Annotated in this window: 14 protein-coding genes; 8 read left to right on the forward strand and 6 right to left on the reverse strand. The window is 69.5% G+C overall.

Translation table 11 applies throughout. The features are described from left to right. Window positions 1-5: 5 nt before the first annotated feature. From F3H10_RS04835 to F3H10_RS04845, 3 genes are all read left to right on the forward strand, one after another. A complete protein-coding gene (locus F3H10_RS04835; protein ID WP_188127865.1) occupies window positions 6-305 on the forward strand; it encodes a type II toxin-antitoxin system HicB family antitoxin in 300 nt (99 codons plus the stop codon). Between the two features lie 62 nt (window positions 306-367). Next, entirely contained in the window at window positions 368-547 is a 180-nt protein-coding gene (locus F3H10_RS04840) for a type II toxin-antitoxin system HicA family toxin (protein WP_343781975.1), read from the forward strand. Window positions 548-668: 121 nt separating this feature from the next. Then, window positions 669-1,697, forward strand: coding sequence for a glycosyltransferase family 4 protein (locus F3H10_RS04845; protein WP_149783857.1), 1,029 nt, complete (start codon window positions 669-671; stop codon window positions 1,695-1,697). A gap of 21 nt (window positions 1,698-1,718) precedes the next feature. Here F3H10_RS04845 and F3H10_RS04850 read toward each other — a convergent pair whose 3' ends face one another. Beyond that, the gene (locus F3H10_RS04850) at window positions 1,719-2,063 is read right to left on the reverse strand and encodes a DUF7510 family protein (RefSeq protein ID WP_149783708.1); all 345 of its coding nucleotides are present in this window, start codon (window positions 2,061-2,063) and stop codon (window positions 1,719-1,721) included. 86 nt (window positions 2,064-2,149) lie between these two features. Between F3H10_RS04850 and F3H10_RS04855 the strand changes: the two genes are divergently transcribed. The 3 genes from F3H10_RS04855 to F3H10_RS04865 are packed head-to-tail and all read left to right on the forward strand — an operon-like array spanning window position 2,150 to window position 5,870. After that, the gene (locus tag F3H10_RS04855; protein WP_149783709.1) at window positions 2,150-3,424 is read left to right on the forward strand and encodes a Single-stranded DNA binding protein; all 1,275 of its coding nucleotides are present in this window, start codon (window positions 2,150-2,152) and stop codon (window positions 3,422-3,424) included. Further along, window positions 3,421-5,058 (forward strand): RPA family protein, encoded by a 1,638-nt coding sequence (locus F3H10_RS04860; RefSeq protein WP_149783710.1) that lies wholly within the window; start codon window positions 3,421-3,423, stop codon window positions 5,056-5,058. Before F3H10_RS04855 ends, F3H10_RS04860 begins: the two co-directional genes overlap by 4 nt. Then, window positions 5,058-5,870 (forward strand): metallophosphoesterase, encoded by an 813-nt coding sequence (locus F3H10_RS04865; RefSeq protein ID WP_149783711.1) that lies wholly within the window; start codon window positions 5,058-5,060, stop codon window positions 5,868-5,870. Before F3H10_RS04860 ends, F3H10_RS04865 begins: the two co-directional genes overlap by 1 nt. 27 nt (window positions 5,871-5,897) lie before the next feature. Here F3H10_RS04865 and F3H10_RS04870 read toward each other — a convergent pair whose 3' ends face one another. The 3 genes from F3H10_RS04870 to F3H10_RS04880 are packed head-to-tail and all read right to left on the reverse strand — an operon-like array spanning window position 5,898 to window position 8,856. Beyond that, window positions 5,898-6,992 (reverse strand): glycosyltransferase, encoded by a 1,095-nt coding sequence (locus F3H10_RS04870; RefSeq protein ID WP_149783712.1) that lies wholly within the window; start codon window positions 6,990-6,992, stop codon window positions 5,898-5,900. Continuing rightward, on the reverse strand, window positions 6,993-7,979 hold the full coding sequence (locus F3H10_RS04875; RefSeq protein WP_149783713.1) for a glycosyltransferase family 4 protein: 987 nt from the start codon (window positions 7,977-7,979) through the stop codon (window positions 6,993-6,995). It lies immediately after the preceding gene. A gap of 10 nt (window positions 7,980-7,989) precedes the next feature. After that, entirely contained in the window at window positions 7,990-8,856 is an 867-nt protein-coding gene (locus tag F3H10_RS04880) for a hypothetical protein (RefSeq protein WP_149783714.1), read from the reverse strand. 150 nt (window positions 8,857-9,006) lie between these two features. Here F3H10_RS04880 and F3H10_RS04885 point away from each other — a divergent pair, with 150 nt between their 5' ends. Further along, window positions 9,007-10,026 (forward strand): lysylphosphatidylglycerol synthase transmembrane domain-containing protein, encoded by a 1,020-nt coding sequence (locus tag F3H10_RS04885; protein WP_149783715.1) that lies wholly within the window; start codon window positions 9,007-9,009, stop codon window positions 10,024-10,026. Between the two features lie 90 nt (window positions 10,027-10,116). Then, window positions 10,117-11,046: an NAD-dependent epimerase/dehydratase family protein gene (locus F3H10_RS04890; protein ID WP_149783716.1), complete on the forward strand. Its 930-nt coding sequence runs from the start codon at window positions 10,117-10,119 to the stop codon at window positions 11,044-11,046. A 41-nt stretch (window positions 11,047-11,087) separates the two neighbouring features. On the opposite strand, the gene F3H10_RS04895 is transcribed toward F3H10_RS04890, so the two are convergent. Beyond that, window positions 11,088-11,564, reverse strand: a complete 477-nt coding sequence (locus tag F3H10_RS04895) for a Zn-ribbon domain-containing OB-fold protein (RefSeq protein ID WP_149783717.1) — start codon at window positions 11,562-11,564, stop codon at window positions 11,088-11,090. Then, entirely contained in the window at window positions 11,561-12,721 is a 1,161-nt protein-coding gene (locus F3H10_RS04900) for a thiolase family protein (RefSeq protein WP_149783718.1), read from the reverse strand. Before F3H10_RS04900 ends, F3H10_RS04895 begins: the two co-directional genes overlap by 4 nt. Between the last annotated feature and the right edge of the window lie 75 nt (window positions 12,722-12,796).

Below are 12,796 nucleotides of genomic sequence, written 5' to 3' on the forward strand. Positions count from 1 at the left end.
GCGATATGAGCACGGATACGGGCAGGAACGGCGAGGATCCGTCCCCCGCGACACACATCACGCTCGAGCTGGCGGAGGACGGTGAGATGTGGATCGTCACCGACGAGGAGACGGGGGTGACGACGCAGGGAGAGACGCGCGAGCACGCCTTGGAGATGATCGACGAGGCAGTCGCGCTTCACAAGGGTGAGACGGGTGATCCCATCACCGACGACGATCTCCGCGAGTGGGGGATCGATCCCGAGACGGTCGACGACGAGGTCGGCGTCCCGGACGTGCCGTGGTTCGACGCGGAAGGGGAATGACCCGACGGCAGTTCTCAGGTGAGGAGGTCGCTTCCGTACTGATCGAGAACGGCTAGCGACCGGTGGATCGGACGGGGAGTCACCTGAAGCTCAGATACGAACATCCGGAGACGGATGAGATCAGAGTCGTCAGCATCCCGCTCCACGACGAGATCCGAGCAGGGACGCTCCGGAACGTCGCAGACCAGTGCGGCGCGCTCGACTTCGACGAGTTCTGTAAGTGGATCAACCGGAATCGCTGATGAGTGAATGGATCCATCGGATCCGATCACGTGAGACGCGCGATATCGTGTCGGGCGACCGCGAGGGACCATAGCTAAGTATCGAGTCCCCGATCAATGGTGTATGCCGCCGAGTGTACTCATGTTAGGTTGGGGGTATCCGCCGAACGTCACCGGCGGGTTGGACGTCCACGTCGGGGAGCTGTTCTCCGGGCTGCGCGACGAGTTCGACGTCGACGCCAAGCTGGTGTTGCCCGCGGAATTGACGCCCGAGGACGAGCCGAGGCTCGAGGGCGTCGAGACCGGCGAGGGCGACGTGGCGACGCGGGTGGGCCGTCTCAGCGACCGCTTCGTCGAACTCGCGCCGGACTACGACGTGATCCACACCCACGACTGGTTCGGCTACGGACCGGGACGGGAGGCGTCGCGGGCCTCCGACGCGACGTGGGTGTCCTCGTTCCACTCGCTGGCGAGCGACCGGAACATCGATCCGCCGACGCGCGAGGTCGAGACCGAGCGCCGGCTCGCGAACGCCGCCGACACCAACATCGCCGTGAGCGAGATCGTCCGCGAGGACATCCGGGAGCTGTACGGGGCCGACTCGCGGGTCGTCTACAACGGCTTCTCGACGCCGAAGTTCTCCGGGAAGGACGTGCGCGAGGACCTCGGGATCGACGGCGAGATGTTGTTCTTCGTCGGACGGCACACTGACCAGAAGGGCATCTCACACCTGCTGTACGCGATGAAGAAGCTCCGCGGCCGCGACGTCACGCTCGTCGTGGGCGGCTCGGGTCACCAGACCGAACAGCTGAAGCGGTTCGTCGAGCTGGTCGGAATCGAGGAGAAGGTCGAGTTCGTGGGTTACGTGCCCGAGGCGGAACTCGGCGACTACTACGCCGCGAGCGACGCGTTCGTCTCCCCCTCCTTCTCGGAGCCGTTCGGGATCACGATCACCGAGGCGCTGGAGGCGGGCACGCAGGTCGTCTCGACGCGATGCGGCGCCGCGGAGATCCTCCCCGAGGACTGTCTGATCGAGGTCACGCCGGACTCGGAGTCGATCGTCGACGGGCTCACGGCCGCGCTCGACCGGGAGTCGCCGCCGGAGTACGAGCGCCGCGACTGGTCGGCGGTCGCCGAGGACACGCTCGCGGTCTACGAGGACGTGGCCTGAGCGGGCCGACCGACGACTCCACTACTCCCCTCGATACACGTCGAACTCCGTCACCGGCTCCGGGTGCCGGATCCGGAAGCCGTCGGCGGTCTCAATGACCCCCCTCGTGCTTTCGACGGCCCCGCGGTACGGGGTTCCGTCGTCGTCCTCGCGGGCCGCCGCGCCCTGATACGGCGACGTGTACGGCGACGCGTACGACGACTCCGAGACCGGGTCGTCGAAGCTCTCCGGCGGGAGGTAGATCCGCTCGCCGCCCGCCGAGCGCACGACCACCGCCACGTCCCGCGTCCCGGTCACGTCGATGACGGTCCGTTCCGCCGTGACGCGCGTGTCGATCCCGACCTCGCTCGCGTCGATGTCGGCCATGTCCTTCCCTGCGGACGGGAACGGTTTAGCTGTGCCGGACGGGAGGGGGTGAACCCTTTTGTGTGGTGGCGTCGAACTCGCGACCGATGGACGTCAACAGCCATGCCGAGGAGCTCGCCTCCGACCTCGGCGTCGACAAGGCGGAGGTCAAAGCGGACCTGGAGAACCTACTCGAGTACAGCGTCCCGATCGACGAGGCCAAACAGAGCGTCCGCCGGAAACACGGCGGCGGTGGCGGCGGGTCGAGTCCGACGCCGGAGTCGGTCGACCTCGCCGAGATCACCACCGACCACGGCAACGTCACGGTCACGGTCCGGGTGCTCACCCGCGGCACCCGAACGATCCGGTATCAGGGCGACGACCTCACGATCCGCGAGGGGGAACTCGCCGACGGGACGGGGACGATCTCCTACACCGCCTGGCAGGACTTCGGGTTCGAGCCGGGCGACTCGCTCACGATCGGCAACGCCGGCGTCCGCGAGTGGGACGGCGAGCCCGAGCTCAACCTCAACGAGTCGACGACGGTCGCGATCGCCGACGAACCCGTCGAGGTCGACCGGGAGATCGGCGGCGACCGGGACCTCGTCGAGGTCTCGGCCGGCGACCGCGGCCGCAACGTGGAGGTCCGGGTCCTGGAGGTCGAAGCGAAGACCATCTCGGGACGCGACGGCGAGACGGAGATCCTCGAGGGCGTCGTCGGCGACGGGACCGGAAAACTCCCCTTCACCGACTGGGACCCGAGCCCGGAGCTGGAGGCCGGCGCGAGCCTCCGGATCGAGGACGTGTACGCCCGCGAGTTCCGGGGGGTCCCCTCGATCAACCTCACCGAGTTCACGACGGTGACCCCGCTCTCCGAGCCCGTCGAGGTCGCGGAGAGCGCGCCGCGGCTGTCGGTCGCGGACGCGGTCGCCTCCGGGGGGGTGTTCGACGTCGAACTGGTCGGGAACGTCCTCGAGGTGCGCGACGGCTCCGGGCTCATCGAGCGCTGTCCGGAGTGCGGGCGCGTGATCCAGAACGGCCAGTGTCGCAGCCACGGCGAGGTCGACGGCGAGGACGACCTCCGCGTGAAGGCGATCCTCGACGACGGCACCGACACCGTCACCGTCGTGCTCGACGACGAGCTCACGGCCGAGGTGTACGGCGGCGGGCTGGAGGACGCGCTCGCGGCCGCGACCGAGGCGATGGACAAGGACGTCGTCGCGGAGTCGATCGCCGACGCGCTCGTGGGCGGGGCCTACCGCGTCCGCGGGAGCCTCTCGGTCGACGAGTACGGCGCGACGCTCGACGCCACGGCCTTCGTCCCGGCCGACGACGACCCGGCCGATGCGGCCCGCGCGGCGCTCGCGGAGGTGCGCGAATGAGCGACGACGGGCCGGGCACCCGCGAGGTGGCCCACCGACTGTTCGCCGCGGAGTTCGACGACGCCTCGCTGTCGTACTCCGAGAGCGACGAGGAGCGGGCCCCGAACTACGTGGTGACGCCGACAGGCGCGCGGGTCAACCGGCTGTTCGCGGTGGGCGTGCTCACCGAGGTCGAGCGCGTCAACGACCAGACGAGCCGCGGGCGGGTCGTCGACCCCTCCGGCGCGTTCGTGACGTACGCCGGCCAGTACCAGCCGGACGAACAGGCGTTCCTCGAACGCGCCGAGACGCCCGCGTTCGTCGCGCTGACGGGCAAGGCCCGGACGTTCGAGCCGGAGGACTCGGACCGGGTGTTCACCTCCGTCCGCCCCGAGAGCCTCAGCGAGGTCGACGCCGACACCCGCGACCGGTGGGTCGTCTCCGCGGCCGAGGCGACGCTCGACCGGCTCGCGGTCCTCGAGCGGGCACTCGAGTCGGACCTCCGCGGGGAGGACCTGCGGGGCGCGCTCGAAGCCGGCGGCGCGCCGGCGGCGCTCGCGGCGGGCGTTCCCAAGGCGATCGAACACTACGGCACCTCCTCCGCGTACGTCGAGGCGATCCGGCGGCTGGCGGTCGACGCGCTGGAGCTGATCGCGGGCGAGCGCGACGAGGTCCGCGCGCCCGACGTCGCGCCCGACGCCGGCGGCGACGCGACGATCGGTCCCCTGCCGGACACCGACGTGCGGGTCGAGGCGGCAGCGACCGCCGGGACGGCCGAGACGACGGTCGAGTCGTCGGACGAGCCGGCGGAAACGTCGAGCGAGCCGGCGGAAACGTCGAGCGAGTCAACCGAAACGACGACCGCCTCGGAGGCGGACGCCCCGTCGGTTCCCGACGACGCCTCGACGGCAACCGACTCCTCGGCCGACGCTTCCGCAACGACCGGGGGAGCGGGGACTACCGGCGACGAGACCGTGGCCGAAGGCGATCTCGATGACGGCCTCGATGACTTCAACGACTCCGACGATCCCGGCGACTCCGACGACGGGACCGGCCTCGGGGACTTCGACGACGGTGGGGGCGACGACGGTGACGGCGCCGAGACGGCGGCGGAGACAGAGACGACGGCGGAGGCGGAGACGGACGAGATGTACGAACTCGACGAGGCGGAACGCGAGGAGATCGAATCCGAGTTCGGCACCGACTTCTCGACCGGGTCCGAAGTCGACGAGCCGGGTGAAGCCGACATCGACGTGCCCGGACCCGACGAGCTTTCCGAGGGCGTCGAGACCGGCGGAGCGGACGATTCCGACCCCACAGGCGAGGCCGGCGAGCCAGGGTCGGCGAGCGGAACGAACGCCGCAAGCGACGATGGTGGGGACGTCGGCGACGCCGACTCCGCTGACGACACCGATCCCGACGACGACGCGGATATTGCGGACGACGCCGATCCCGCCGACGTCGACCTCGAGGCCGCGGCGGTCGAGGAGATGGAGGCGCTCGACGACGGCGACGGCGCGGACCGCGAGGCGGTCGTCGAGGCGGTCGCGTCCGAGTACGGCGTCGACCCCGAAACCGTCGAGGACGCCGTCCAGGACGCGCTGATGGGCGGGAAGTGTTACGAACCGGGAGAGGGCCTGCTCAAGGCGATCTGATGGCCACGGTCGAGCCGGTCGTCGGCGAGCCGGCGGCCGTCGCCGACCTCGGCGGGGAACGGGCGCTGCTCGTCGCGGACGTCCACGCCGGTATCGAGGTCGGCCTCCGCTACGAGCGCGGGGTGGAACTCGAGAGTCGCGCCGACGAGCGCCGGGACCGCCTGTGTTCGCTGATCGACGGGACGGGCGTCGACCGGCTCGTCGTCCTCGGCGACCTCGCACACCGGGTCGGCGCGCCCGAGGGGGAAGAACGCGAGGAACTGGCGGCGCTCGTGTCGGCGGTCACCGAGCGCGTCCCGCTGACGCTGGTCGAAGGGAACCACGACGCCGGCGTCGCGGACGCGTTCGCCGACGACGTCGACGTGATCGAACCCGGCGGCGGGCGGCTCGGGACGGGAATCGAAACCGGGCACGGCGAGACCGAAGGTGGAATCGCCGTGCTCCACGGACACACCCGACCGGACCCGTCGCTCCGTTCTGCGGAGGTGGTCTGTATGGGTCACGAGCATCCGCAAGTCAGACTCGAGGACGCCGTCGGCGGGTCCCGAACCGAACGCGCGTGGCTTCGCGGCCCGTTGAAGCCGTCCGTCTTCGGCGACGGGGACGCCGGCGACGGGTCGGGAACCGAATCGAGTCCTCCGAGCTCCGGCCCCGAACTCGTCGTGTTCCCGGCGTTCAACGAGCGCTCCGGCGGTACGTGGATCAACGTCGAGGGCGGGTCGTTCCTCGCACCGTTCCTCCCGGAGGGGCTCGCCGCCGGCGACGCGTACCTCCTCGACGGGACGCGGCTCGGGGACTTCCGGCGTGTCTGACGGGAGGGCGGGGCCGGGGCTACGGGATCACTCGATCGGGTCCTCGGCGAGCGGCCAGCCCTCCTCGACCGCCGCGGCGTGTTCCGCCGGCGTCCGCGCGTTGCGGTAGAGGTGTTCGAGGTTCTCCAGCGTGCGCCGCACGTCGTACTGCTCGACGGCCGCTCTCGTGTCCCTATCCGTCGAGAGACACGTCTCGATCGCCTCGGCCATCCCCTCGAGGTCGCCGCGCGTGAACCGTTCGCCGTTTCCGAGGCCGATCGTCTGGTCGAACGGCGCGACGTCGGCGGCGGCGACGGGGGTTCCACAGGCGTTCGCCTCGAGCGTGGACAGTCCCAGCGTGTCGCCGGTGGAGGCCGTCACGAACGCGTCGATGGAGGAGTAGAAGGTCGGCAAGTCCTCGCGCGGGAGGAAGTCGCGGATCTCCACGTTCGAGGGTGCGTCGCGCTCCAGCGGCTCGCGGCGCGGCCCCTCGCCGACGACGACGAACCGGTACTCCGGGAGCCGCTTCGCGACTCGCAGGACCTCCTCGACGTTCTTCTCCATGCTGAGCCGACCGCTGTACCCGATCACGGTGTCGTCGGGGTACCAGTCCGTCCCGCTCGGTTCGAAGAAGTCCATGTCGATCCCGACCGGGAGCGGGACGTGCTCGACGTCGCGGTCGATCCGCTTCGTGGAGGCCGTCACGACGTCGAACGTCCGGAGGAACGCGTTCTCGAACGGGACGTACAGCCGGGAGAGGGCCGACGCGATCGCCTCGGACCCGACGCTCTGGTGGAAGTACTCCTCGAGGGGCGTGTGGTGGGTGTACACCGAGGGGAGGTCGTGTTTCCGGGCGTAGTACCGTCCGAGCATTCCGACCGGCGCGGGGCCGTGACAGTGGACCACGTCGAGCTCCGGCAGCGTCGAGAGCCGGCGGTACGTCGGGATCCGGTATCCCTCGTAGAACGGGTTCGGGAGGGACCTGACCGGGATCTCCCGATCGCCGGGCTCGTAGTCGCCGTCGGGATAGACCACGTACACCTCGTGGCCCCGCGCCTCGAGCTTCTCGCGCCAGAGGTCGATGGTGTAGGTGACGCCGTCGATCCCGGGGAAGTAGCTGTCGGTGAAGAAGCCGATCCGCACTCAGACCACCTCCTCGTACAGCGAGCGGTAACGCTCCGCGACCGTCTCGAGCGCGAACTCCTCGCTGCGCTCGGCCGCGTTCGTCCCGAGTCGATCACGGAGTTCGGAGTCGTCGAGCCGCTCTATCGCCTCGACGAAGGCGTCGACGCCGGCGTCCGCCGCGGTCTTCAGACACTCCCGGCCGTCCTCGAGCCACTCGAACGTCTCGATGTCGCGGACGACGACCGGCTTCCCGGTCGTCATCGCCTCGAGCAGAGCGATGCCCTCGTTCTCCTCGTGGGTCGGGAAACAGAACACGTCGCCGGCGGCGTAGGCTCCGCGGATATCGTCGACGTAGCCGGTGAACGTACAGTTCTCCGGCGACTCCTCGATCAGTTCGGTCGTCTCCCGTCCCTTCAACGAGAGGTCCAGCGGGCCGAACCACGCGAAGTCGACGTCGGGCATCCGGCGGGCCGTCTCGACGAACGTCTCGAGGCCCTTGCGTTTGATCACGTGGCCGACGAGGAAGACGACGGGTTCCTCGAGGTCGTACCGGTCGCGGTAGGTCGCGGAGAGCGACTCGAATCCAGCGAGCTTCTCGCGGTCGACGCCGTTCGAGATGACCGTCGTCGGGGCGTCGGCGTACGACTCGATCACGCCCCGGTTGTACTCGGAGGGGCAGACGAGCGCGTCCGCGAGCCCGTAGGCCCACTCGAGGTACGGCCGGAGCGGCCTCGCGAGCGCGTTCGTGAACCGGAAGCTGTCCCCGAAGTCCTCGGCGGTCACGTGGGTGTTCGCGACGACCGGCACGCCGCGGCGGGCCGCGCGTCGCGCGTACCACGCCGACCGGGGGCCGAGCAGGTTACAGTGAAACACGTCGGCCTCGAGCGTCGGCTCGGTCGTGTACTCGATCCCGAGTCGGTCGAGCATCTTCCGCTGGTGGGCGACGGACTCGCGGATCCCGCCGGTGACCCGCGACTCGAACTCGAAGTAGTGGCTGACCTTCATCGTCCGGCAGTCACTTCACTTCGAGCCACGGCACCTCCATCAGCGGCGGGATGTGCGTCTCGATGTGGTGTTCCCAGACGCCCTCCTCGCCGAACGCCTCGCCGTGGTCGGCGGTGACGACGACGGTCCCGTCGAGTTCCTCGACCAGGTCGGCGACGGACTCCAAGGCGATCCGCAGGTTCTCCTCGTAGAGCCGGAGCGCGGCCACGCGAGTCCCGTCCGTCACGAGGTCCTTGGGGTCGAGCTCCAGCCACAGCCCGGCCTTCTGGGCGAACTCGCTGTCGTCCAGCCGGCTCTCGATCCTCGGGCGGATCGAGTCGCTCAGCGAGGAGAGCAGCCCGTCGCCTCCGTCGCCGCCGTCCTCGTTCGCTTCCTCCTCCTGGCGTTTGATCCCCTTCTGGATCTGTTTGAGCTTCTGCCCCTTGCCGCGCGAGAGGTACGGCGCGTGCGGCTGCATGTAGTGGAGCACGGTGCGGTCGGCCCGCTCGACGGCCTCCTGCTCGTCGCGGAACGCCGCCGCGATCCCCTCGGGCGGGACGGTACCGAGGTCGTCGTCCCAGCCGGTCTTCCAGACGTCGTGGATGTCGCTGATGTGGTCGGAGGCGGTCCACTCGTAGTCACAGCTCGCACCCCACTTGAGCTCGTTCAGCGGGATTCCCAGGTCGTTGATGAAGGGGTTCCCGGAGAAGTACGCGATGTCGTGGTCGCCGGTGAACGTCCGGTAGGCCCACTCGGGCGTCGAGGACCCGACGCTCCAGCGCTTCTCTAGGTCGCCCTCGAGGTAGTCGTCGTAGACGTCACGGAACACGTCGTATCGGCACGCATCGAGTACCAGACAGTAGTCCCACTCCGATTCGAGGAAACGCTGGTCTTCCATCGGTTGCGGGTACGTTTCGGATCGAACGTTGTATTCTTATTGGTCCGCGGATCGGCGAGCGATTCGCGCCGTCGATCCGCCGACTCCGCGGACGGACCGCGGCCGTAGCCGATCAGACGTTTCAAGTTCGCTACCGCGATATGGTCGGGTATGGCCGACGGCAACCGTCGCGTGCTGTTTCTCGGGTCGCTCGCGGCGGTCGCCGTCCTCGCGGTCCTGTTCTTCCTCGTCGGCGCGGGCGACGTCGTCGACACCCTGTCGACGGCTGACCCGGCGTACGTGGCGGCGACCGTGGCGTTCGCGCTCTGCTGGCTCGTCGCCTGGGGGCTGATGCTCCGGACCGTCCTCGGCTCGCTCGGCGTCTCCGTCCCCGTCCACACGTCGGTTCTCGTCTACGTCGGGGCCGTCTTCGCGAACAACGTGACCCCGTTCGGGCAGGCGGGCGGCGAGCCCGTCGCCGCGCTGCTCATCTCGAAGGTCTCCGACTGCCGCTACGAGACCGGGCTCGCCGGCATCGCGAGCGTCGACGTCCTCAACGTCGTCCCGTCGCTCTCGCTCGTCCTCGTCGGCGTCGGCTACTACGCGACCACCGCCGCCGTCGGCGACCGGCTCGGGACGGCGGTCGTCTCCGCCGTCGCGTTGGTCGGCGGGGTCGTGTTGGTTATCTCCGTCGTCTGGCGCTACCGGGAAGCGGTCGTCGAGCGCCTCCCCGCCGTCGTCTCCCCGTGGGTCGGTCGGATCACACGGGGTCGGTACGACGCGGCGGAACTGGAGGCCGACCTGACGGAGCGTCTGGACCGGTTCTTCGCGGACATCGAACGCGTCGGAACGGACCGGTGGGGACTCTCGATCGTCGTCGGGCTGTCGCTTCTGGGCTGGCTCGCACAGGCGGTCGCGCTGACGGCGGCGTTCGCCGCGATCGGCCACGCGATCCCGCCGTACGTGGTGCTGTTCGCGATCCCGCTCGCGAATCTCGCGGGCGCAACGCCGATGCCGGGCGGACTCGGCGGTATCGAGGCCGCCTACGTGGCGCTGCTCGTGCCGACGACCGGGATCGAGGCCTCGGCGATCACTGCGGCCGTGATCGTGTTCCGCGGCGCGACCTACTGGGTCCCGGTCGTCCTCGGCGGGATCGTGACCTCTGCGCTCGGCGTGCGAACGCTCCGGTGACTCGGGAGGGACGTTTCGACGTCTCGAAACGAACGTCTCGGACCTCGGAGATCCGGTATCGATATACCCCCAAGTCGGAAACGGGCGGACATGCAGGACGCACGCGTGCTCGTGACCGGCGGGGCGGGCTTCATCGGGTCGAACCTCGCGAACGCGCTGGCCGCCGACAACGACGTCATCGCGCTCGATAACGGGTTCCTCGGGACGCCGGAGAACCTCGCGGACGACGTGAGCTACGTCGAGGCGGACGTCCTCGACGACGACCTCCCGACCGACGTGGACGCGGTCTTCCACCTCGCCGCGCTGTCGAGCCGACAGATGCTCGAGGAGCAGCCGCGGCGCGGCGCCCGCGTCAACGTCGAGGGGTTCGTGAACGTCGTCGAGCAGGCGACTGCGGACGGCTGTGAGACCGTCGTCTACGCCTCGACCTCCTCCATCTACGGGAGCCGGACGGAGCCCTCCTCCGAGGACCTCGACGTGGAGGCCTCGACGGGATACGACGCCTCGATGCTCTCACGCGAGCGCTACGCGGAGTACTACGACGAGTTCAACCCGGAGCTGACGCTCGCCGGCATGCGCTTCTTCTCGGTGTATCAGGGGTACGGCGGGGCCGAGGCGCACAAGGAGGGGTACGCGAACACGGTCTCGCAGTTCGCCGACGAGATCGCACACGGACGCGCACCCGTGCTGTGGGGCGACGGCAGCCAGACCCGTGACTTCACCCACGTCGACGACGTGGTCCGTGCGCTCGAGCTCGCCGCCGACCACGAGCTGTCGGGCGTGTACAACGTCGGCACGGGCGACCCCCGCTCGTTCAACGAGACGGTCGATCTGATCAACGAGGCGCTGGACACCGACGTCGACCCCGAGTACGAGCCCGTTCCGCTGGACAACTACGTCTACCACACGTGCGCGGACAGCTCGCGGATCCGCGCGGCGACGGGGTGGGAACCGGAGATCGACTTCGAGGAGGGCGTCGAACGCGTCTGCGCGCCGTATCTCTCCGAAGAAGACGAGTAGCGAACGGAGACGACCCACACGACGCCGTCGAGACGACGACCCTACTCGACCGGCCGGAACCGGAACCCGTCCCACGACTGGCTCGCGGGCTCGCGGATCCCCGCGCCGGGCTCGCGGAGCTCGTCGGCGTGGACGGGTTCGACGCGGTCGCCGATGGCGACGTCGAACGTCCCGCCGTCGGGGTCGTCGGGGTCGACCGCGACCTGTCCGAGCGCGCGCACCGGCGGGCCGTCGTACCCCTCGCCCATCTCGAACTCGACGATCGCGAGCGTGTTGGGCTCGCGGACCCCCGGCGGCGTCGCCGTGGAGGTCGTCCACGTGACGACGCGGGCCTCGTGTGCGCGGAGGTCGACCGTCCCCGTCCGCTCCGCGCCGTTCGGCCCGACCGGATGCGGCGGATAGGTGACCGTCCCGTCGGCGTACTCGGCCGCCTCGAAAGTCGGTTCGTCGCTCGTCTCCCCGTTCGTGTCCGCGTTCGTTCCGCCTTCGTTCGTCTCGTCCGCGTTCGTGTCGTTCATTGGCTTCCCTCCAGGACCGTCGTCGTCACGCAGTTCCCGAACCCGCCGACGTTACACGCGAGCCCCACGTCCGCCTCGACCTGCCGCGGGCCGGCGTCGCCGGTGACCTGTTCGAATATCTCGTACACCTGTGCGACGCCGCTCGCGCCGAGGGGGTGGCCCTTCGATTTGAGCCCGCCGGAGGTGTTGATCGGGAGGTCGCCGTCACGGTCGGTGACGCCCTCCTCGACCGCCCTCCAGCCCTCGCCCTTCTCGAAGAAGCCGAGGTCCTCGCTCTGGAGGAACTCGAGGATGGTGAACATGTCGTGGAGCTCCGCGACGTCGACGTCGTCGGGACCGATCCCGGCCATGTCGTAGGCGATCTCCGAGGAGTCGACGACGCCGCCCATCGTCGTCGGGTCCGCGCGCTCGTGGACGACGTGGGTGTCCGTCGCGCCGCCGACCCCCGAGACGACCGCGTACTCGTCCGCGGGGACGTACTCCTCGGCGACCGACTCCGGGCAGAACACGAGCGCGGCGGAGCCGTCCGTGATCGGACAGAAGTCGTACAGCCGCAAGGGGTCTGCGACAACCGGCGACTCGAGGACCGTCTCGAGGTCGACCTCCTTGCGGAACTGCGCGTGGGGGTTGTCGACGCCGTTAGAGTGGTTCTTGACCGCGACCTTCCCGAGGCTCTCTCGGGGGGCGTCGTACTCCTCGAGGTAGAGTCGCGCCGTGAGCCCCGCGAAGGAGGGGAGCGTCACGCCGTGTTTGTACTCGACCGGGTGCGTGAGCGAGGCGATCACGTCGGTCGCCTCCGCGGTGCTCCGGTGGGTCATCTTCTCGCCGCCGACGAGCATCGTCAGGTCGCTCGCGCCGGAGGCGACCGACTGCCAGGCGGCGTAGACGCCCGCGCCGCCCGACGAGGAGGTCTGGTCGATCCGGGCGGTGTACGCCGGCATGGCCGCGAGGTCGTGTGCGAGGGCGTTCGGGACGCCCGTCTGTCCCTCGAACTCGCCGCTGGCCATGTTCGAGACGTACAGGTGGTCGAGGTCGTCGCCGGCGATCCCGGCGTCGGCGAGCGCCGCCTCCCCGGCCTCCGCGAGCAACTCGCGCACCCACGCGTCGCGCTGCCCGAACCGCGTCATCGACGCGCCGATGATCGCTACGCGTTCCATGTGTCGAGGTTCCCTCGGCGTGACAAAAGCGTACCTCTCCGCGGTCGACGTGGGTGGCCGTCGGGACCCGCGGAT

The sequence above is a fragment of the Halorubrum aquaticum genome (assembly GCF_900113615.1).
Lineage (GTDB): Archaea > Halobacteriota > Halobacteria > Halobacteriales > Haloferacaceae > Halorubrum > Halorubrum aquaticum.

What these genes read in the sequence shown, in the direction of transcription:
- F3H10_RS04875 (WP_149783713.1), bottom strand. Translation starts at nt 7,979, where the DNA reads ATGAAGGTCAGCCACTACTTCGAGTTCGAGTCGCGGGTCACCGGCGGG.
- F3H10_RS04890 (WP_149783716.1), top strand. Translation starts at nt 10,117, where the DNA reads ATGCAGGACGCACGCGTGCTCGTGACCGGCGGGGCGGGCTTCATCGGG.
- F3H10_RS04900 (WP_149783718.1), bottom strand. Translation starts at nt 12,721, where the DNA reads ATGGAACGCGTAGCGATCATCGGCGCGTCGATGACGCGGTTCGGGCAG.
- F3H10_RS04860 (WP_149783710.1), top strand. Translation starts at nt 3,421, where the DNA reads ATGAGCGACGACGGGCCGGGCACCCGCGAGGTGGCCCACCGACTGTTC.
- F3H10_RS04835 (WP_188127865.1), top strand. Translation starts at nt 6, where the DNA reads ATGAGCACGGATACGGGCAGGAACGGCGAGGATCCGTCCCCCGCGACA.
- F3H10_RS04845 (WP_149783857.1), top strand. Translation starts at nt 669, where the DNA reads ATGTTAGGTTGGGGGTATCCGCCGAACGTCACCGGCGGGTTGGACGTC.
- F3H10_RS04885 (WP_149783715.1), top strand. Translation starts at nt 9,007, where the DNA reads ATGGCCGACGGCAACCGTCGCGTGCTGTTTCTCGGGTCGCTCGCGGCG.
- F3H10_RS04880 (WP_149783714.1), bottom strand. Translation starts at nt 8,856, where the DNA reads ATGGAAGACCAGCGTTTCCTCGAATCGGAGTGGGACTACTGTCTGGTA.
- F3H10_RS04855 (WP_149783709.1), top strand. Translation starts at nt 2,150, where the DNA reads ATGGACGTCAACAGCCATGCCGAGGAGCTCGCCTCCGACCTCGGCGTC.
- F3H10_RS04895 (WP_149783717.1), bottom strand. Translation starts at nt 11,564, where the DNA reads ATGAACGACACGAACGCGGACGAGACGAACGAAGGCGGAACGAACGCG.
- F3H10_RS04850 (WP_149783708.1), bottom strand. Translation starts at nt 2,063, where the DNA reads ATGGCCGACATCGACGCGAGCGAGGTCGGGATCGACACGCGCGTCACG.
- F3H10_RS04865 (WP_149783711.1), top strand. Translation starts at nt 5,058, where the DNA reads ATGGCCACGGTCGAGCCGGTCGTCGGCGAGCCGGCGGCCGTCGCCGAC.